The sequence below is a fragment of the Acidovorax sp. Root275 genome, from assembly GCF_001428965.1.
Classification (GTDB): domain Bacteria; phylum Pseudomonadota; class Gammaproteobacteria; order Burkholderiales; family Burkholderiaceae_C; genus Acidovorax; species Acidovorax radicis.
Genome location: NZ_LMJH01000001.1, coordinates 1,220,880 through 1,238,777, shown reverse-complemented (window position 1 = coordinate 1,238,777; position 17,898 = coordinate 1,220,880). Strand labels below are relative to the sequence as shown.

General features: G+C 65.2%; 16 protein-coding genes. 6 read left to right on the top strand and 10 right to left on the bottom strand.

Features of this window, described 5'->3' with window-relative positions; genetic code table 11:
- Window positions 1-112 precede the first annotated feature (112 nt).
- Entirely contained in the window at window positions 113-583 is a 471-nt protein-coding gene (locus ASE52_RS05595) for a group II truncated hemoglobin (RefSeq protein ID WP_010458255.1), read from the bottom strand.
- Window positions 584-867: 284 nt separating this feature from the next.
- Here ASE52_RS05595 and ASE52_RS26200 point away from each other — a divergent pair, with 284 nt between their 5' ends.
- Window positions 868-1,386 carry a hypothetical protein gene (locus tag ASE52_RS26200; RefSeq protein ID WP_010458257.1) on the top strand — a complete coding sequence of 173 codons (519 nt, stop codon included), beginning with the start codon at window positions 868-870 and terminating at the stop codon, window positions 1,384-1,386.
- Between the two features lie 704 nt (window positions 1,387-2,090).
- Here ASE52_RS26200 and ASE52_RS05585 read toward each other — a convergent pair.
- From ASE52_RS05585 to ASE52_RS05550, 8 genes are all read right to left on the bottom strand, one after another.
- Window positions 2,091-3,713, bottom strand: a complete 1,623-nt coding sequence (locus tag ASE52_RS05585; protein WP_010458260.1) for a sensor domain-containing diguanylate cyclase — start codon at window positions 3,711-3,713, stop codon at window positions 2,091-2,093.
- Between the two features lie 308 nt (window positions 3,714-4,021).
- Window positions 4,022-6,070, bottom strand: coding sequence for a TonB-dependent receptor (locus tag ASE52_RS05580; protein WP_241776950.1), 2,049 nt, complete (start codon window positions 6,068-6,070; stop codon window positions 4,022-4,024).
- A 404-nt stretch (window positions 6,071-6,474) separates the two neighbouring features.
- Window positions 6,475-6,960 carry a hypothetical protein gene (locus ASE52_RS05575; RefSeq protein ID WP_181147561.1) on the bottom strand — a complete coding sequence of 162 codons (486 nt, stop codon included), beginning with the start codon at window positions 6,958-6,960 and terminating at the stop codon, window positions 6,475-6,477.
- 36 nt (window positions 6,961-6,996) lie between these two features.
- The gene (locus ASE52_RS05570) at window positions 6,997-7,584 is read right to left on the bottom strand and encodes a DUF3299 domain-containing protein (RefSeq protein ID WP_057225243.1); all 588 of its coding nucleotides are present in this window, start codon (window positions 7,582-7,584) and stop codon (window positions 6,997-6,999) included.
- A gap of 180 nt (window positions 7,585-7,764) precedes the next feature.
- Window positions 7,765-8,016, bottom strand: a complete 252-nt coding sequence (locus tag ASE52_RS05565; protein WP_057224408.1) for a hypothetical protein — start codon at window positions 8,014-8,016, stop codon at window positions 7,765-7,767.
- Between the two features lie 59 nt (window positions 8,017-8,075).
- Window positions 8,076-9,314 (bottom strand): FtsX-like permease family protein, encoded by a 1,239-nt coding sequence (locus ASE52_RS05560; RefSeq protein ID WP_057224406.1) that lies wholly within the window; start codon window positions 9,312-9,314, stop codon window positions 8,076-8,078.
- Window positions 9,311-9,994, bottom strand: coding sequence for an ATP-binding cassette domain-containing protein (locus tag ASE52_RS05555; protein WP_057224404.1), 684 nt, complete (start codon window positions 9,992-9,994; stop codon window positions 9,311-9,313). The genes ASE52_RS05560 and ASE52_RS05555 overlap by 4 nt, the downstream gene beginning before the upstream one ends.
- The gene (locus ASE52_RS05550) at window positions 9,991-10,416 is read right to left on the bottom strand and encodes a hypothetical protein (RefSeq protein ID WP_057224402.1); all 426 of its coding nucleotides are present in this window, start codon (window positions 10,414-10,416) and stop codon (window positions 9,991-9,993) included. The genes ASE52_RS05555 and ASE52_RS05550 overlap by 4 nt, the downstream gene beginning before the upstream one ends.
- Before the next feature lie 318 nt (window positions 10,417-10,734).
- On the opposite strand from ASE52_RS05550, the gene ASE52_RS05545 reads away from it, so the two are divergent.
- Window positions 10,735-11,241, top strand: coding sequence for a hypothetical protein (locus tag ASE52_RS05545; RefSeq protein ID WP_057224401.1), 507 nt, complete (start codon window positions 10,735-10,737; stop codon window positions 11,239-11,241).
- A 156-nt stretch (window positions 11,242-11,397) separates the two neighbouring features.
- Here ASE52_RS05545 and msrA read toward each other — a convergent pair whose 3' ends face one another.
- Complete coding sequence (gene msrA / locus ASE52_RS05540; protein WP_057224399.1) at window positions 11,398-11,937, bottom strand: peptide-methionine (S)-S-oxide reductase MsrA; 540 nt, start codon at window positions 11,935-11,937, stop codon at window positions 11,398-11,400.
- 97 nt (window positions 11,938-12,034) lie between these two features.
- On the opposite strand from msrA, the gene ASE52_RS05535 reads away from it, so the two are divergent.
- From ASE52_RS05535 to ASE52_RS05520, 4 genes are read left to right on the top strand one after another with little or no spacing between them, the layout of a single operon-like run.
- Window positions 12,035-12,754, top strand: coding sequence for a TetR/AcrR family transcriptional regulator (locus tag ASE52_RS05535; RefSeq protein WP_010458279.1), 720 nt, complete (start codon window positions 12,035-12,037; stop codon window positions 12,752-12,754).
- Window positions 12,755-12,756: 2 nt separating this feature from the next.
- A complete protein-coding gene (locus ASE52_RS05530) occupies window positions 12,757-13,932 on the top strand; it encodes an efflux RND transporter periplasmic adaptor subunit (protein WP_057224398.1) in 1,176 nt (391 codons plus the stop codon).
- A gap of 15 nt (window positions 13,933-13,947) precedes the next feature.
- Window positions 13,948-17,139: an efflux RND transporter permease subunit gene (locus tag ASE52_RS05525; RefSeq protein ID WP_057224396.1), complete on the top strand. Its 3,192-nt coding sequence runs from the start codon at window positions 13,948-13,950 to the stop codon at window positions 17,137-17,139.
- Between the two features lie 34 nt (window positions 17,140-17,173).
- Window positions 17,174-17,887, top strand: a complete 714-nt coding sequence (locus tag ASE52_RS05520) for a protein-L-isoaspartate O-methyltransferase (protein ID WP_010458285.1) — start codon at window positions 17,174-17,176, stop codon at window positions 17,885-17,887.
- The last annotated feature ends 11 nt before the right edge of the window (window positions 17,888-17,898 follow it).

Genomic DNA, 17,898 nt, shown 5'->3' with positions numbered 1-17,898 from the left:
TCCATCGGTCCCGCAATTTGGCACTGGCGCATGAACGAAACGGCCGATCTGCGCCAACCGTCCCCGGGAAAGCACTTCCTTGCGTCGCACCCGGTCTGCAAGGCCGCGCCGCTCAGCCGGTGTAGGGTCCTTTGACTTCGCCCCATCCCCACCGGGGCATCGGGGCGTTCTCGTCGACGGATGCGCCCGGCTGCGAATTGATCACGGCCAAGCGCGAACCCCATTCCAGGTAGCCCACCAGCGCGGACCGGAACTCCGGGTCTTCCGGCATGCCCAACTCGTCTGCCGTGTCCAGCAGAAGGCCCACCCATTGCCGCCGCTGCGCCTGCGTGAGGTGCCGGTTCAGGTGCTGCTGGATCATGTGGGGGTGCCCGCCGTGGTGCGCCGAATAGGCCGCCGGGCCACCCAGCACCTCCGCCAGAAATGCCGCCACATGGGCCGGATGCTCGGCCCCCATGTGTGCGAAGACCGGCGCCAGCACCGCATCGTCGTGAACACGCTCGTAGAAACGGGTGGTCAAGCGGGTGAGTGCCTCCATGCCGCCAAGCCATTCATAGAGGGTGGGGATCTGTGGATCGGTCATGTGCGGAAATGGGTGGTGGTGAGGACGAACGGGGGAGATCGCTTAACAGGCCGGGACAGCCTCTCCGAAACATGGCGTTTTTGGGCGAGGTACGGCGGGATCGCTCCGCCGAGCTTCGATGATTTGCACCTGTCGAGCCACCAGCTCCGCCAAAAGAGGTGCGCTGAACGGATGTGCGACCAGCACCGTGTTGTTGTTGTTGTTGTCAGTGCTGTCCATGCGCCAAGCGCTTTCCGTCACGGCGCTGCAGCCGCTGAAATGCAACTATCACCATCCACCCCGCCATGGCCATCAACGCCCACTCGGAAAGGGTCGGTATGGAGGAAGCTGCCACCGCAGCAGACCACACCAGCGAAACAGGGATTGCAGAAGAGGTGCTGGTATCGCTGCCGGCGAAGCCGCATGAATCTGCCACGCCGGCGGTGGAAACAGCGATCCCACTGCAGAACATGTTGTGCCTTGCAGCTGTGGTGCTGGTCTCGAAGAAGGAAAACCGGTCGCCGATGTTGTGGGGCGCTGCGCCCGAAATCCAGCGCTGGATAAGAATGTTCACACCCGTAATTGCCCCGCTCGCATCGGTCGTGACCCGGAAGTTCCAGACCCGGGTATTCGGGTCTGTATGGGTGTATGTGGTCAGGCCATCTGAAAAACTGAAGGCCGACACCAAGGCGCCCAACTGCGCAGACGCCAGGTTGGCTGCCAGCGGCGCGGTGGTGGTGAACGAGCCAGACGTGCTCATCGCCGCGGTGAAGTTCTGGCACGGTGGCGTGCCGCACACCGTGAAGTTGGTGAAACCCGTGTAGTTGCCTGCAGCGGTGGCCACGTAAGTGGTGGACTGCGCTTGGGCAGCCCCCACTGCGCCCAGCAAACAAGCAAGTGATCCCAGCCACTTCCAGACACTTTTTTTGAACATTTTTTGGTTTCCACGGTTGTGAGCACGTTGCGCCGCCCCGGGTACTTGGTCCCCGTTGACTGCTCCGATCGCTGCCCCTGCCAGCCTCGGCGCCTCAATATGTTACCCGTGCGGGCCGCGCGCGTGCCCCTCCGGATTCGGGCTCGGCGTATCCCGCTTGACCCGCCTCTGCTCTGGGCATCGTGACCGGGCTTCCAACCAGCATCTTTGAATTCGTCACAGACGTGCTGGTATTCAGGTGTCAGCGCGCCAAACTCTGGAAGCCCGTTTTGTTCTGATCAAGGCAAGGCCCCTTGGGTTGACTGGCGCCAAGCGTGCCCCATCCGTCAAGGCCTGCCACGGTCAACGCAAAGCCGGGGTACTATTGTTTGCTATGTTTACGATAGCTAATGGCGCTTGATGAACAAGCGCAGAAGTCCAAAAACATGTTCGATTACCGGCATCCAATGGAGGCAGCAGCCATCGACCAGCAATAACCCCCTGGTCCCAGGCACAAGCGCACTGGAAGCACCCCAGCGAAACCACCGAAAACCAGAAGGGGATGAGGAAGGCAAGCCATGCGACAGCCTCGCAGGCAATTGTCCCTGACACGCTTTATTGAAACACGCACACGCCCAATGACTGACTTTTGGCCCGGTACATGGCGGTGTCTGCAGCGCGCAGGTAGTCGTCGACCGTCGCCAGCCTGGATGCGCTGCTGGCCAATCCGATACTCGCACCACTGATCACGGTGTGCCTGCCAATCACGTAAGGCACTTCCAGGGCGGCGGCAATCTGCCCAGCGCGTTGGCTGGCTTCAGCGGGATCAATGGACTCCAACAGCACATTGAACTCGTCGCCACCCATGCGGGCGACCAGATCCACCGCCCGCACGCAGGATTCGAGCCGCCGTGCCACCTGTTGCAACAGCTGGTCGCCCACATGGTGCCCGTAGCTGTCATTGACGGCTTTGAAACTGTTGAGATCCAGCAGCAGCACGGCGAACATCGTGGCTCCATCGCGTGCCGGCACGCCATCACCGTTCACCACCTCGTTCTGGTGCAGTGCGATGAGATGCGCGAGGCGATCGCGGAACAACGGCCGGCCGGGCAAGTTGGTCAGCGCATCGTAGGAACTGCCACGTTCGGCCAGATCGCTCAACGACCCTGCCATGCGCACCGCAACGCCGTCTTCGAACTCGGCGAGCCCGCGCCAATTGACCCACACCAGCCGCCCCGCCCCGTGGAACGCGCGGAAATCCACCGAAAAGTTCGGGCTGTTCCCCGATAGGTGCCTGCGGTAGGCCTCCTGCACGCGCACGCGATCCTCGGGATCGATAAGCTGCTCGAGAAAGCGCCAGCCTCCGTCATGCACATGATCGCGGCTACCCAGCCCGACGATCTGGAGAAAACGCCCGGACACATGCAGGGCGTCCGTTCGCAAGTCCCAATCCCAGATGCCGTCATTGGATCCGCGCGTCGCCAGCGAATAGCGGTTTTCGGAGCGCAACAACTCGAGTTCGGTGTTCTTCTGCTGGGTGACGTCGATCATCAGGCCGATCATGCGGTTCGGCCGCCCCGGCTCGACCACTGCACGGCACAGATCACGCACCCACACGACCTTGCCGGACTTGGCAATCAGCCGATAACTCATCTCGTAGGCATGGCTGTGCGTGGCGTTGTATGCGGCATCGTCGATCAGCAGGGCCTGCTCCAGATCATCGGGATGCACATGCGCCCGCCAGAAGCCCGGGTCAGACCGCCACTCCTCCACGGAGTAACCGAACAACCGTTCGACCTGCGGGCTCAGGAAGGTATTGCCCACGCCGATTTCAGCTTCCCACACCACGCCATCAATGGTTTCCAGCAAGCGCAGAAAGCGCTGGCGAATTTCCACCAGCACCTGCTCGGTGACCTCGGTGATCTCGATCAGGACACCCTGGCGGCTTATCACCCGATCCGCCGCATCCGTCTCCGGGTGGAGCTGCAGACGCACCCAGCGATAGTCCGCGTCGGCAAAGCGCAAGCGGAATACTGGCATGCCCGAGCGCATGGTGCCGATGTCGTCGGGATGCACGAATTCAAGCAATGATCTGCCAAGCGCCGACGCCACCGAATGGCCGGTGAGCTTGTGCCACGCCGGATTCAGATAAGTGATCTCCCACAGCGCATCGGTTTGCACCACCGCCTCGGGTAACAATTGCAGCAGTTTTGCGGACGGCGTGGGAGTGGTGGGCATGCAGGGCTATTGCAAATGGGTCAGATTCATGCAGGGCCGCGCCGAACAAGTCCTTCGCGCGTCGCGCAACCCGGCGTTGGGCGGCCTGCTGCGGTGCCAATCCCATTTCCGAATCGGGTGCGCGTCATCACCGGGACTGAGGCAGCGTCGCCTTGGCGGATCGAAAAATCAACCACGTCAAAGCGAGTATGGCATGCATCCAAGTCACCTTTGGACTCGGTGGCTTGGGTGGTTTGGGGCCGGGAGGCGTGCGAGCCAGTAACGCCCTCCTCCGCCGCTGGCTCGCTCACATCACGACGGCATCCCCGTCAAAACGCCACCTTCACCCCCACCGTCAAATTCCGCCCCATCAACGGCGCAGCATTCTTGATGAAGGAGGTGTGCGCATACGCCAGGCGGTCCGTCAGGTTGTTGGCCTTCAGGTACACCTGCCACGGCGTGCCACTGCTGAACTGGCCGTTGTAGCTGACGCCCAGGTTGAGCATGCCGTAGCCGGGTGTGGCGGTTTCAAACTCTGCCACGCGGTTCTGGCGGGCCACTTGCACCCATTCGACCTGGCCTTCCCAGGCGTTCCAGTTGCCGTCCAGGCGGAGACCGGCGCGGGTGGCGGGGATGCGGGGCAGCAGCCCGCCGCCAACCAGACGGGCGCGCACGGTGTCGCCGAACAGGGTGATTCCCAGGTTGCGGTTCAGGCGCTGGCGCACCTGGCCTTCGATGCCGGTGAAGGTGGCGTCCGCCTGGCTGTACTGCAGCAGTTGCAGGCCCTCCACTTCATCGAGCGTGCGGCCGTAGATGTAGTTGTTGATGCGGTTGCGGAAGACGCTGACGCCGAAGGTGGTGTCGCCGCTCGTTTTCTTCAGGCTCAAGTCGATGTTTTGCGAGATCTCGGACTTCAGGTCCGCGTTGCCGCGTTCGTACGTGCTGGTGGCCATGTGCAGGCCGTTGGCGTACAGCTCTTCGGCCGACGGCGCGCGGCTGGCGCGGGTGAACGAGGTGCCGACCTGGTAGCCGGGCGTGAACTTCCACACCGCGCCCAGCGACGCGGACGTTCCGTTGTGGCTGCGTTCGATGCTGCTGGTTTGGGCTTCTGCCGTCTGGCGGTCGTGGCGCAGGGCGGCTTCGAAGCGCCAGTCGCCCAGGCGGTATTCCTCCAGCGCAAAGAAGCCCAGCTTGCGGGTGATGGTGGGCTCCACATAGGCCTCTTCGCCCTCGGCGCTGAACTTGCGCTGCGAGGTCTGCAGGCCGATCAGGCCCTTGAAGCCACCAATGGGCTCGTGCTGCAGCTCGATGCGGGTGTCGTAGGCCTTGTTCTTGAAGGTGGTGCTGATGGCGCCGTCCTCGACCTCGTCGTGCACGTAGTCGGTGACGCCGGCGCGCAGGCGCAGGGCCGAAAAGCCAGCGAACGGGTTGCGCAGCTCGCCGCGGATGTCAAAGCGTTCGCTGCGCAGGTCGACCACGGGCACATCGCCCGCCTCGGCGCCGTGGTCGTGGCCGTCTTCCTCGTCACCTGCATGCGCACCGCAGTGCAGGTGGTCGCCGTGCGTGTGGCAGCCTTCAAAGCTGTGGTTGTGGCCCGGCAGGCCGTACTTGGCGGTCTGGCGGGTGTAGGCGGCGCCCAGGTAGCCCTGGTCGCCCACCCACGACAGGCCCACGCTGCCGGTGTCTGTGCGGTTGAAGCTGCCCAGCACCTTGCGGGTGGGTTCGCCCTCGGGCGCCCAGCCTTTGCCGACGCGGTAGTCACCGGCGTCGCGCGCCACGCCTTCCACGTGCACGGCCAGGTTGCCGGTGCCGCCGGTCAGTGAGAAGGCGCCCGCTTTTTCACCCGCGCCGGTGTTGGCGCGCAGCTCGGCACTGCCCTCGTAGCCCTTCTGGGGGATGGCGGTGGGGATTTTTCCGTCGAGCACATTGACCACGCCGCCCACGGCACCGTTGCCATACACCAGGGCCGAGGGGCCGCGCAGCACTTCGATCTGCGTGGCCAGCAGCGGCTCGGACACCACGGCGTGGTCGGGGCTGATGGTGGAGGCGTCATGCAGCTCGGCACCGTCGCTCAGCACCTTGACGCGCGGGCCGTCCATGCCGCGAATGATGGGGCGGCTGGCGCCCGCGCCGAAGTGGCTGCTGGTGATACCGGGCTCGCTGTTGAGCGTCTCACCCAGCGTGGCCTCGCGGCGGCGCACGAGTTCGTCGCCCTCCAGCACGGTGACGGGGGTGGTCATGTCGTTGGCACCCAGTTGCAGGCCGCTGGCAGAGACGGTGACGGGAGGCAGGCTGGGCGCGGCGGCACTATTGTCGGCAGGCGCGGCACCCGGTGCGGCCTGCGCGTGCGCCACGCCGGTGCCAGACAGCGCCAGCATGGCAGCCAGGGCCACGGGGTGGAGGGCGGGACGGCCGCGAAGAACTGCAGCCAGGTGGCGGGAAGTGCGGATGGTGCGGGTGGCATTGCGCGCGGTATCGGGAGCGGTGTGTGTCATGGTGCGGTGTCGCAACGGGTGCGTGTACGTCGATGGGGTCGGGTGGGGCGTGGCGCATGGGCCGGTGCTGGCGGGGCCAGGCAGGCACATGGTTTCCACGCACGGGGCGCAAAAATAGGAATGAAAATGACTTCCAGCGCTTTTCCATAAAGCGCTGATAGCTATTAATTCAGGAGCAATTCAGGGGCGGGTGCGCAATGCGCCGCAGGCGCCACGGGCTCCTTACGCAGCCCTGCAAGGCGGCGAAAAGGGGGGGCCAGCCGGCGCTGGACTCGGATGCGGCTTTGTCAGGCCGTGGGCGGGCCACGCGCCTGGAACAGCGCAACGTGCGGGGCTGTAGAGCGCCCGGCATGTTGTACCGGTGGTGCCTGCGCGGGCACCTGTGCGGGCAGCGCCTGGGGTGCGCTGTGCAGGGCATCGCCCAGCGCAAGCTGGTCGAGCAAAAGGCAATCCACCGGGGCGTGGGGCGCCAAGAGCAGTGAGAGCAGCCCGTGGGCGTGGCCTGTCTCTGGGGATGCAGCGGCGGGCGTTGCCGCTTCTGCGAGGGAAACGGCAGAGAGCCCGTGGCGCACGGTGGCTTGTTGCGCACCCTGCAGCGCGTGGCCTGCGCGCATCTGCTCCAGCGCCCCCGCATGCTCCACCTGGTGCAGGCGCCCCAGCGTGGGCACCACGACCAGGGCCAGCAGCAGCCAGGCCAGGGCCGCCTGCGCGGGCAGCTGCTGGCGCAAGCGGCGCCACAGCGCGGTCAGCCGGGGGGGGAGCAACGGGTTCACGGGTGGAAAAAAGACTTTGAGCAGGCTCTAGGAGAGCTACTTCACCGGCACGGCTTCCACCACGCGGTAGTACAGGCCGTATTGGTCGTTCGTGAGCACGGAGAACTTGCCCTCCACCACCACAGGCTCCAGCGAGTAGCGCACGGGGGTCTTGGCCTTGACCTCGACCATGCTCTCGGGCCCGCCGGGCAGGCAGAACGAGCAGGTCAGCGGCACGGAGGTGAGTAAAAAGTGCGTCTGCGTGCCCTTGGCATCCAGCGGCACCATGAAACCCTGGATGCGCTGCGTGGTCTTGTCCATGCCCTTTTGTGCGTCGTTGAACACGGGCAGGATGCCATCCTTTGTGGTCTTTTTGGTCAGGTCGGTCAGCACGGACCAAGGCACCACGTCATTGCGCTGGGGCAGCGGGGCAATCGGGCTGTTGGGGCTGTGGTAGCCCGCGCCGGAGCCCGATGGCATGGCGGTGCCCGCGCCCGCAGGCAAGGGTGAAGAGAGCGCGGGTGCGGTGGTGGAGGCCGGGGCCGCAGCGGGGGTCTTGCCCGTGGCACGCTCGAAAGCGCCGGGCTCCGGCTTGGTGGGCTGCTGCTGGGCCAGTGCCGCACCGGCCCATGCCAGCACCACCATCGCCCAGGCGCGCCGTGCAGCGCGGGGCCGGCTGGCTTCGGAATCGGGCGATGCGGCGGGGTGACGGTGGATGCGGGGGATTGCCATGGCGGTAAACCTGACCTGTTGCGTTCTCAGAAATGGTAGCGGGCCGGGAGGCCTATCGCCTCAGTGACCTGTGCCGTGACCTGTAAGTCGTGCTCAGTGCGCGTGCTTCATGCCGCAGTATTTGCCAATCCCAAGACCCTTGCAGGCAGTCTGGAGTTCCTTCTGGCAGATGTCCTCGCCCTTGCCGGATTCCAGGCACTTGGCAGCAGCCTCGTGCGCGGCGGCCATGGCGCGGTGGCGGGCGATGTCCTCTTTGGTCTCTTTGTCGTTGTGGGCCTGGGCGTGCGCCAGGGCACCGACGAGGAGCATGGGGGCCAGGGCGAGTGCGGTGAGGAGTTTTTTCATGGAAGGCTTTCAGGTTGAGTCGGTGGATGGTTTTTAGAGGTCGGAAGTCAATGGTTGTGTCAGGGCTGGCCTAGCAGGTCGGCAACATCGGTGCGGTACGCCTGCATGGCCGGCAACAATGCTGCCAGCGCCGCCACACCCGCCGCCAGCAGGGGCACACCCGCCTCGGCAGGCAGCCAGACCCAGCCAGTGACGGGCAGCAGCCCTTGCGCCTGCAGCGCCCAGCCCAGGCCATGGGCCAGGCCGTGACCCAGCAGCAGGCCCAAAACAGACGCCATTGCGGCCAACCACAGGGCCTCCCACAGCACCAGCCCCGCCACGCGGCCCGGGGGAGCGCCCAGCATGCGCAGCATGGCCAGGTCGGCCCGGCGCTCGCGCACGGCGTTCCACAGGGCGATGAACACACTCAGCGCGGCCACGGCCAGCAGCACGCCGCCGAAGGCGCGCAGCACATCGGCGCCCACGCCCAGCAAGCGCAGCAGGCGCGTGACCTCGATGGCGGGCGCCGCTGCCTGCATGGCGGTGTCGGCATTGATCTGGCGCGGCAGTGTGATGGCGGCCATGGGCGTGCGGTAGCGCACCAGGGCCACGGTCACTTCGCGCTCTTCTTTCAGGATCTCCAGGTCCTCGGCGTCGTTGGCTGTGGCCGTCTCGTGCACCATCCAGACGGATTCGGTGCTGGTGAGGATCAGCCGGTCGAGCACGCAGCCGCAGGGCGCCAGCACGCCACTCACGCGGTAGGGGTGGTCGCCGTGTGCATGCCCTCCTCCCCCCAGCCCATGGCTGCCGACGAACGGGGCCCCCACCAGCGGCGTACCGCCATGGTCGGCCTTGACGATGCTGCGGGCCACCATGGCGCCCAGCACCGCATCCATGGGCTGCTGCCACAACGCGCCCTTGGCAAATTGGACTTCGTAGTGCAACAGATAGTCGGGCGTGGTGCCCACGATGCGAAAGCCCTGGTAACTGTCGCCCAGGCTTAAGGGGATGACCTGCGCCACCAGCGGGTTCTTCTGCAGCGCTTGCACCTCCTGCAGCGGGATATTGCCCGTGGGCACGTCGATGTGGAACACGCCCGCCAGGATGAGCTGCAGCGGGCTGCCCTTGGCGCCCACCACCAGGTCGATGCCCGAGAGGTCGCGCTCGAACGCCTTGTCGAGCTGCGTGGCCACCAGCAGCACCAGGGTGATGGCGGCCAGGCCCAGCGTGAGCACCAGCAGGTTCAGCACCGCCGCCAGCGGGCGGGACCACAAGTAGCGCCATGACAGGCGCGCCAGTTTGAAGACTCCTGAATTCATAGCTGCTCGCGCTTATCTATCAAGCGCTGGACGCCCATTTCATTCAAATCCAGCGTCTGCACATCGGCCAGGGCTTGCACCACACGCTGGTCGTGCGTGGCAATCACCAGGCTGGCATCACAGGCGGCAGCGCTTTGCTGCAGCAGCATTAGCGCGTCGGCAGCGGCCTCGTCGTCCAGGCTGGCCGTGGGCTCGTCGGCCAGCAGCAGTTGTGGCGCCAGCAGCACGGCCCGCGCCAGCGCCACACGCTGCGCCTGCCCGCCCGAAAGCTGGTGCGGCTTGCGTGCCGCCAGCTCGGCTACGCCCACCTGCGCCAGAGCGCGGCGGATGGCTGCATCGTCGCGCGGCAACCCGGCCGCAAAGTAGACCAGCGCCAGGTTGTCGGCCACCGAAAGCGCGCTGCTGAGGTACAGCTTCTGCGGCAGAAAACCAATGTTGCGCGCGCGCCAGGCATCGATCTCGGCCCCGCGCTGCGTGCCCAGCTGGGTGCCCGCCACAAACAGGTCGCCCCCGCTGGCACCGCGCAGCCCGGCCATCAGCGAAAGCCAGGTCGATTTGCCCGAGCCAGAACGCCCGCGCAGCAGCAAGGTGCCGCCTTGGCGCAAGTCCACGTCGGGGAAGCGCAGCGGCGCAGCGCCGCCCGTGGCGTAGGTATAAGCAAGGCCCCGGGTGCGGATCATGCGGCGGCGCTCTCGGAAGGGTGCGCGCAGTCTGCACAGCGCCCGTGGACCGCAATGTCCACGGCCAGGCTCTCATGCCCGGCCGTGGCCAGCGCCTGCAGCACCTGCTTGAGAGCGGTCTGCACCTTGGCGGAGCCCTGCGACAGGCGGAACTGGCGGTGGCAGTCGTCGCATTCAAAACGTGGGGCGGCGCCCTCTTCACCTTGGGGGGCCCGTGCGTATCGGGTGACGCGGGCGGCATCGACCTGCTTGTGAAGCAGGCCCGCAGCGGCAAAACGGTCGAGCATGCGGTACACGGTGACCTTGTTGATGGGGGCGCCAGCCATGGCGAGGGCGGTCTCTACCTCGGGTTCGGAGAGCGCTGCGTCAGGACGCGCTTCGTACAGCGCCGCCAGCGCCCGCGTGGCGCGGGTGGCGCGCATACCGGGCGGGAGCGACCAGGGCTGGCGGTGTGGGGATGAAGAGGTTGGGGCGAGGGGCATGGCGGGATGCAGCGAGCAGGCAAGGCCTGTAACGCAATTGGGTTGCATTATGCCCGGACCCACCCGGTCTCTGCGGAGCCAATCAATTGAACGAACGTACGCTACGCGCCAAGTTGACGTTCGCGCATGGTCCCCGCGGTCTGGTGAGCGACTGTCGACACGAAGAATCGCGTCCTCTGGCTTTGTCCGCCGGCCTCTCGGAGCAATATACTGCCCAGCCCTTGGTGTATAGGCGGCAATCCTTTGAGGCGGATCGAGATGGTTTTGAAATCCTGGTTTCTGCTCTATAGCGCATCCAAAAAGGGGCGCATCGCCGCCTTTTCCGGACTGGTGGCCGTACTTGTCGTAGTGCTGCATTTTTTCAGCGGCCCTCCTCCCTTGGCCCGGCTCACCGTGCTGGACGCAAAGGTCGAGCAACTAGGAATCGAGAACAACGTGAAGTCGAGCTACGCGGTGCGGCTCACCCTTCGCGGCGAAGACCGGACGGTTACCCAGGCGCAATACTTTGTGAACAAAGGGGATGCCGCCGGGGAATCGCTTCAGCAGTTGAACGGCCAAAGCGTCAGGGTCTGGTTTGAGCCGGACTACCTCAACACCATTTACCAGCTGGAATCCGGTGGCCGGCGAGTCATTGACTACGACACCCGCCGAGCCCAACTCACGGGCAGCCCGGTAGCGGTCTCGCTCTATTTCGCCATGGCAGTCGCGGTCTTCGTGGTGTTGACCGTGGGCCTGCTGCGGGAGCGCCGGGCAGCCAGTGCCTGAGTCGGATTGTTAGCAGGCCACGGCACGCCAGATGACAAGATGGCTGGCCGATGCCACTGGCTGTTGGCTGTTGGATATGCAGTTTGCACTTGGGAACCAGGGATGGTTGTCGCCACCCTGCGGGCGTGGCGGAGCAGCCGGCTGCCACCAGTGCAGTCATTGGTCCTTCAAATACCGCACAAACGTCTTCCTGAACTTCTCCACCTTCGGCCCCACCACAAACGCGCAATATCCTGCGTTGGGGTTGTTGGCAAAGTAATCCTGGTGGTAGGCCTCGGCCGTGCTGTAGTTGGCCAGCGGCTTCACCTCAGTGGTGATGGGCGCGCCAAACAACTTGTCTTGTGACATCTGGCGGACCATGTCGTTGGCGATGTCGCCGTGCTCGGGGGTTTCGTAATAGATACCGCTGCGGTACTGCGTGCCCACGTCGTTGCCCTGGCGGTTGAGGGTGGTCGGGTCGTGGGTATGGAAGAAGATCTCCAGGATCTCCTCCAGGCTGATCTCATCGGCATCGAACGTCAGCCGCACCACCTCGGCGTGGCCGGTGTCGCCCTGGCAGATCTGTTCGTAGCTGGGATTGAGGGTGTGGCCATTGGTGTAGCCGCTTTCCACGTCGGTGACGCCGCGCACGCGGTCGAACACGGCTTCGGTGCACCAGAAGCAGCCGCCGCCCAGGGTGATGGTTTGCAAAGTCATGGTGGTCCTTGGGTACAAAACCTGAAGATTATGAATTGACGCTCCAGTTCATGCTTGCTACATTACTAACCGGTCAGTCATTAACGAAATTCACCCCTTGTCCCCCACATCCACCCCACCCAATGCCCCTGCTGGCACCAAACGCGAGCGCCGCAAGGAAGCCCGCCCGGGTGAGCTGCTGGAGGCCGCGCTGGATCTTTTTGTGGAAAAGGGGTTTGCTGCGACGCGGGTGGATGAAGTGGCGGCGCGGGCCGGGGTGTCCAAAGGCACGCTGTTTCTGTATTTCCCCAGCAAGGAAGAGCTGTTCAAAGCCGTGGTGCGCCACAACATCGCGGGCCGCTTTGAAGAGTGGCGTGGGGAGCTGGAGTCCTTTGAGGGCAACACAAGCGAACTGCTGCAGTATTGCTACCAGGTGTGGTGGGAACGCATCGGCGCCACCAAGGCCTCGGGCATCACCAAGCTGATGTTCAGCGAGGCCCAGAATTTCCCGGAGATTACCGAGTTCTACCAGCAGGAAGTGATTTTGCCGGGGCAGGCGCTGATCCGCCGCATCGTCGAGCGCGGCATCGAGCGCGGCGAGTTCCGCCCCGTGCCACTGGACTACATCGTGCACGTGGTGCTGGCGCCCATGATCTTCCTCATGATGTGGAAGCACTCGGTGGGGGCCTGCATTCCAGACTCGCTGGGCCTGCGGCCTGAGTTGTATATCGAGGCGCAGATCGACAACGTGCTGCATGGGCTGCTGGTGCGGCCCCCGGCGTCGCCTCCCATCCCCTCCCCTTCCTCTCCTTCTTTGCCGCCCTCACGCGGTACCTGACCATGAAACGCTGGATTCTCTGGATGGCGGCAGCCGTCGTTGTTGTCTTGCTCGGTGGCGGCGTGTGGCGTGCCATGGCGGCGCGGCAGGCGCAGCAAAAGGCGCTGACCGAAGCCACGGCGCAGCGCGCCCAGGCGCCGCTGCAAGTGGCCGCCGACGAGGTGTTGCCAGTGCGGCGGCAGAACCTCTCTCTCGGGGTGCCGGTGTCCGGGGCCTTGCGGGCGGTGGATTCGGCCATGGTCAAGGCCCGCGTGGGCGGTGAATTGCAAGGTCTCACGGTGCGCGAGGGCGACAGCGTGAAGGCCGGGCAGGAAGTGGCCCGCATCGACCCCACCGAAGCCCGCGCACGGTTGCGCCAGGCGCAGCAGCAGGCCGACGCCGCCAAATCCCAGGTGGAGATCAACCAGCGCCAGTACACCAACAACCGGGCACTGGTGGACCAGGGATTTATCTCGGCCACAGCACTGGTCACCTCGCAGGCCAGCCTCGAGGCGGCCCAATCCAGCTACCAGGCCACCGTGGCAGCGGCCGACGTGGCACGCAAGGCGCTGGAGGACACGGTGCTCAAGAGCCCCATCAGCGGGCTGGTGGCGCAGCGCCTGGCCCAGCCGGGCGAGCGCGTGGCGGTGGACGCCCGCATCATCGAGGTGGTGGACCTGTCGCGGCTGGAGCTCGAGGCACTGCTCAATCCGGCGGATTCGGTCGCGGTGCGGGTGGGCCAAAAGGCGCAACTCACCATCGAGGGCATCGCGGCCCCGGTGCCTGCCACCGTGGTGCGCATCAACCCCAGCGCCCAGGCCGGCAGCCGCACGGTGCCCGTCTACCTGCGGGTGGAGCAGGCCCCCGGCGCCACGCCACTGCGACAAGGCCTGTTCGTGCAGGGCACGCTGGATACCGGGCGGGCCGACGTGCTGGCCGTGCCGCTGGATGCCGTGCGCACCGACAAGCCCGCGCCCTATCTGCAAACACTGAAGGATGGCCGCGTGGCCTATGCAGAGGTCAAGACCGGCACGCGTGCCGTGGTGGGCGGCCAGACCCTGGTGGCGGTGGAAGGTGTGCCCGAAGGCACGGTGGTCATTGCGGGCCGGATCGGCCAATTGCGCGAGGGCACGGCCGTGGCGGTGGCTGCCGCAGCGGTCCCCACGGCGTTGCCAGCAGCATCCCGCGCAGCCCCCTGATAGCACTGACGCACCATGTGGTTCACCAAAGTCAGCCTGAAAAACCCCGTGTTCGCCACGATGGTGATGCTCGCCATCGTCGTGCTGGGCCTGTTCTCCTACCAGCGCCTCAAGGTCGATCAGTTTCCGAACATCGACTTCCCGGTGGTGGTGGTCACCGTGGACTACCCCGGTGCGTCGCCTGAAATCGTCGAGAGCGAAGTCACCAAGAAGATCGAGGAAGGCGTCAACTCGATTGCGGGCATCAACGCTCTCACCTCGCGCAGCTATGAGGGCACGGCCGTTGTCATCATCGAGTTCCAGCTCCACATCGATGGCCGCAAGGCCGCTGAAGACGTGCGCGAGAAGGTCGCCACCGTGCGCCCCTTGCTGCGCACCGAGGTCAAGGAGCCGCGTGTGCTGCGCTTTGACCCCGCCAGCAGGGCCGTGTGGTCGTTGGCCGTGCTGCCAGAAGACACGGCGGGTGTCAAGCCGCGCAGCGCCGTCGAACTGACCACCTGGGCCGAGCAGATCTTGAAGAAACGCCTGGAGAACGTGCGCGGCGTGGGCGCCGTGAACCTGGTGGGCGCCACCAAGCGCGAGATCAACATCTACCTGAACCCGCAGGCGCTCGAAGCCTTTGGCGTGACACCCGACCAGGTGGCCACCGCCGTGCGCAACGAGAACCAGGACCTGCCCGTAGGCTCCATCCGGTCTCTCGCGCAGGAGCGCGTGGTGCAGATCGATGCGCGCATGGAGCGCCCTGAAGATTTCGGCAAGATCATTGTGGCCCGCAAAAACGGGGCCCCTGTGCGGCTGGACCAGGTCGCCCGTGTGAACGATGGCGCGCAGGAGGTCGAGAGCCTGGCCCTGTACAACGGCCAGCGCACGCTGCTGCTGTCGGTGCAGAAGTCGCAGGGCGAAAACACCATTGAAGTGGTGGATGGCCTGAGCGCCGCCGTGGTGGAGCTGAAAAACCAGCTGCCCCCTGGCGTGCGGCTGGAGACCATTGGCGACAGCGCCCGCCCCATCCGCGTGGCGGTGAACAACGTGCGCCAGACGCTGATCGAGGGCGCCATCCTCACGGTGTTGATCGTCTTCCTGTTCCTGAACTCCTGGCGCTCCACCGTGATCACCGGGCTGACGCTGCCGATTGCACTGATCGGCACGTTTTTGTTCATGAACATGTTTGGCTTCACCATCAACATGATCACGCTGATGGCGCTCTCGCTGTGCGTGGGCCTGTTGATCGACGATGCCATCGTGGTGCGCGAGAACATCGTGCGCCATGTGCAGATGGGCAAAGGCGCCTACGCCGCCGCCATGGACGGAACGCAGGAGATTGGCCTGGCGGTGCTGGCCACCACGCTGTCCATCGTGGCGGTGTTCATGCCCATCGGCTTCATGGGCGGCATCATCGGCAAGTTTTTCCACGAGTTCGGCATCACCATCGTCGCGGCTGTGATGATCTCGATGTTTGTGAGTTTCACGCTCGACCCCATGCTGTCGAGCATCTGGCATGACCCGAGCATCCACGCCCACGGCCAGAAGACAGAGCCTGTCACCTTCTACGACAAGACCATCGGCCGCGTCACCGGCTGGTTCGACCGAGCCACCGACGCGCTGGCAGAGGGCTACCAGCGCATCCTGCGCTGGTCGCTGGTGCACAAGCTGGCCACGATGGGCATTGCGCTGGCCATTTTTGTGCTGAGCGTCTTCATGGTGCCGCTGCTGGGCACCGAGTTCGTGCCCAAGGCCGATTTCTCGGAAACATCGCTCAATTTCTATACCCCCGTGGGCTCGTCGCTCGAAACCACCGAGGCCAAAGCGCGGCAGGTGGAAGGTATCTTGCGCGAGATGCCCGAGGTGCGCTACACGCTGGCCACCATCAACACGGGCAATGCCCAGGGCAAGATCTACGCCAATATCTATGTGCGCCTGGTGGACCGCAAGGACCGCAGCCGCAGCGTGGACCAGATGTCTGACGTGCTGCGCGAGCGCCTCAAGACGGTACCGGGCATCACCATCACCCACGTGGGCCTGCTCGATGCGGTGGGTGGCCAGAAGCAGGTGGAGTTTTCGCTGCAGGGGTCTGACCTGCAGGAGCTGGAGCGCCTGACGAAGGTGGTCACCGAAAAGATCCGCGACATCCCCGGCCTGGTGGACCTGGACACCAGCGCAAAGCCCGATAAGCCCGTGATCGCCCTCGACGTGCGGCGCGAAGTGGCATCCGACCTGGGCCTTTCCGTGGCACCCATGGCCGCATCGCTGCGCACCTTGGTGGCAGGCACCACGGTGGGCAACTGGCGTGCTCCGGACGACCAGACCTATGACGTGAATGTGCGCCTGGCCCCCGAGGCCCGCACCGCCCCGGCCGACCTGGAGCGCCTGCCCTTTGCCCTGACGGCCACCGATGGCACCACCCGCATCGTGCGCCTGAACCAGGTGGCCCGCGTGACCGAATCCACTGGTGCCAACCAGATCAACCGGCGCGACCTGACCCGCGAAGTGGCCGTGAACGCCAATGTGGCCCAGCGCTCGGCGGGCGAGGTGTCCAATGACATCAAGAAGGCGCTGGAGAGCGTGAGCTTTCCGCCCGGCTACCGCTACCAGTTCAGCGGCTCCACCAAGAACATGGCGGAATCGTTTGGCTACGCCATCTCGGCGCTGGCCATGGCCATCATCTTCATCTACATGATCCTGGCGAGCCAGTTCAAGAGCTTCCTGCAGCCGCTGGCGCTCATGACCTCGCTGCCGCTCACGCTGATCGGCGTGGTGCTGGCGCTCCTGATGTTCCGCTCCACGCTGTCGATGTTCTCCATCATCGGCGTGGTGATGCTGATGGGCCTGGTGACCAAGAACGCCATCCTGCTGGTGGACTTTGCGATCCGTGCCCGCGAGGAACATGTGGACGACGAGGGCCGCACCGTGCCCGGCCTGCCCCGCGCGGACGCCCTGCTGCTGGCCGCGCGTGTGCGCCTGCGCCCTATCCTCATGACCACGCTGGCCATGATCTTCGGCATGGTGCCGCTTGCTTTTGCGCTATCGGAAGGCTCGGAGCAGCGCGCGCCCATGGGCCAGGCCGTGATTGGCGGGGTGATCACCTCATCTTTGCTGACGCTGGTGGTGGTGCCGGTGGTGTATTGCTACATGGACGACTTGGCACAGTGGGCGCTGCGCAAGTTCGGCCGGGCCCCGGCAGCGCCTAAAATCAAGGGTTTGTCCTGATCGTCCCGACACCTGCCTCCCACGGAGAAATTCCATGAACATGCCCCTGAACACGTCCGCCAACATCAGCGATCCTATTGCGCAGGCCCGCTACAACATGATCGAGCAGCAGATCCGCCCCTGGAACGTGCTCGACGCCGATGTGCTCGACCTGCTGGCCGTGGTGCGCCGCGAAGACTTTGTGCCCCCGGCCTACCGCAGCCTGGCGTTCATGGACATTGAAGTGCCCCTGCTGGGCAACGACGCCGAAGAGGCCGTGCGCCTGGGCCACAGCATGCTGCAGCCGCGCGTGGAAGCCCGCATCCTGCAGGACCTGCAGATCAAACCGACCGACCGAGTGCTGGAGATTGGCTCCGGCTCGGGTTACATGGCCGCCCTGCTGGCCCACCGCGCCGAACGTGTGGTATCCCTCGAAATCAACCCCGAACTGGCCGAAATGGCCCGCGAGAACCTGCGCGATGCGGGCATCCAGAACGCCGATGTGCGCCTGAACGACGGCGCCCGTGACGCCATTCCCGACGGCCCTTTTGACGTGATCGTGCTCAGCGGATCGGTGGCCCAAGTGCCCACCGCCCTGCTCTCACTGCTGCGCGACGGTGGCCGCCTGGGCGGCATTGTGGGTGGCGAACCCGTGATGCGCTTCACGCTGACCCGCCGCACCGGTGACCGTTTCGAGACCACGTCGCCCTGGGACACCATCGCACCACGCCTGGTGAACTTCCCCGAGCCGTCCGGCTTCACGTTCTGAGTCTGATTTCA

Bases quoted from the DNA above. Each gene is read 5' to 3' on its own strand.
- ASE52_RS05595 (WP_010458255.1), bottom strand. From the start codon at position 583: ATGACCGATCCACAGATCCCCACCCTCTATGAATGGCTTGGCGGCATG.
- ASE52_RS26200 (WP_010458257.1), top strand. From the start codon at position 868: ATGGCCATCAACGCCCACTCGGAAAGGGTCGGTATGGAGGAAGCTGCC.
- ASE52_RS05585 (WP_010458260.1), bottom strand. From the start codon at position 3,713: ATGCCCACCACTCCCACGCCGTCCGCAAAACTGCTGCAATTGTTACCC.
- ASE52_RS05580 (WP_241776950.1), bottom strand. From the start codon at position 6,070: ATGCTGGCGCTGTCTGGCACCGGCGTGGCGCACGCGCAGGCCGCACCG.
- ASE52_RS05570 (WP_057225243.1), bottom strand. From the start codon at position 7,584: ATGGTGGTGCTGGCATGGGCCGGTGCGGCACTGGCCCAGCAGCAGCCC.
- ASE52_RS05565 (WP_057224408.1), bottom strand. From the start codon at position 8,016: ATGAAAAAACTCCTCACCGCACTCGCCCTGGCCCCCATGCTCCTCGTC.
- ASE52_RS05560 (WP_057224406.1), bottom strand. From the start codon at position 9,314: ATGAATTCAGGAGTCTTCAAACTGGCGCGCCTGTCATGGCGCTACTTG.
- ASE52_RS05555 (WP_057224404.1), bottom strand. From the start codon at position 9,994: ATGATCCGCACCCGGGGCCTTGCTTATACCTACGCCACGGGCGGCGCT.
- ASE52_RS05550 (WP_057224402.1), bottom strand. From the start codon at position 10,416: ATGCGCGCCACCCGCGCCACGCGGGCGCTGGCGGCGCTGTACGAAGCG.
- ASE52_RS05545 (WP_057224401.1), top strand. From the start codon at position 10,735: ATGGTTTTGAAATCCTGGTTTCTGCTCTATAGCGCATCCAAAAAGGGG.
- msrA (WP_057224399.1), bottom strand. From the start codon at position 11,937: ATGACTTTGCAAACCATCACCCTGGGCGGCGGCTGCTTCTGGTGCACC.
- ASE52_RS05530 (WP_057224398.1), top strand. From the start codon at position 12,757: ATGAAACGCTGGATTCTCTGGATGGCGGCAGCCGTCGTTGTTGTCTTG.
- ASE52_RS05525 (WP_057224396.1), top strand. From the start codon at position 13,948: ATGTGGTTCACCAAAGTCAGCCTGAAAAACCCCGTGTTCGCCACGATG.
- ASE52_RS05520 (WP_010458285.1), top strand. From the start codon at position 17,174: ATGAACATGCCCCTGAACACGTCCGCCAACATCAGCGATCCTATTGCG.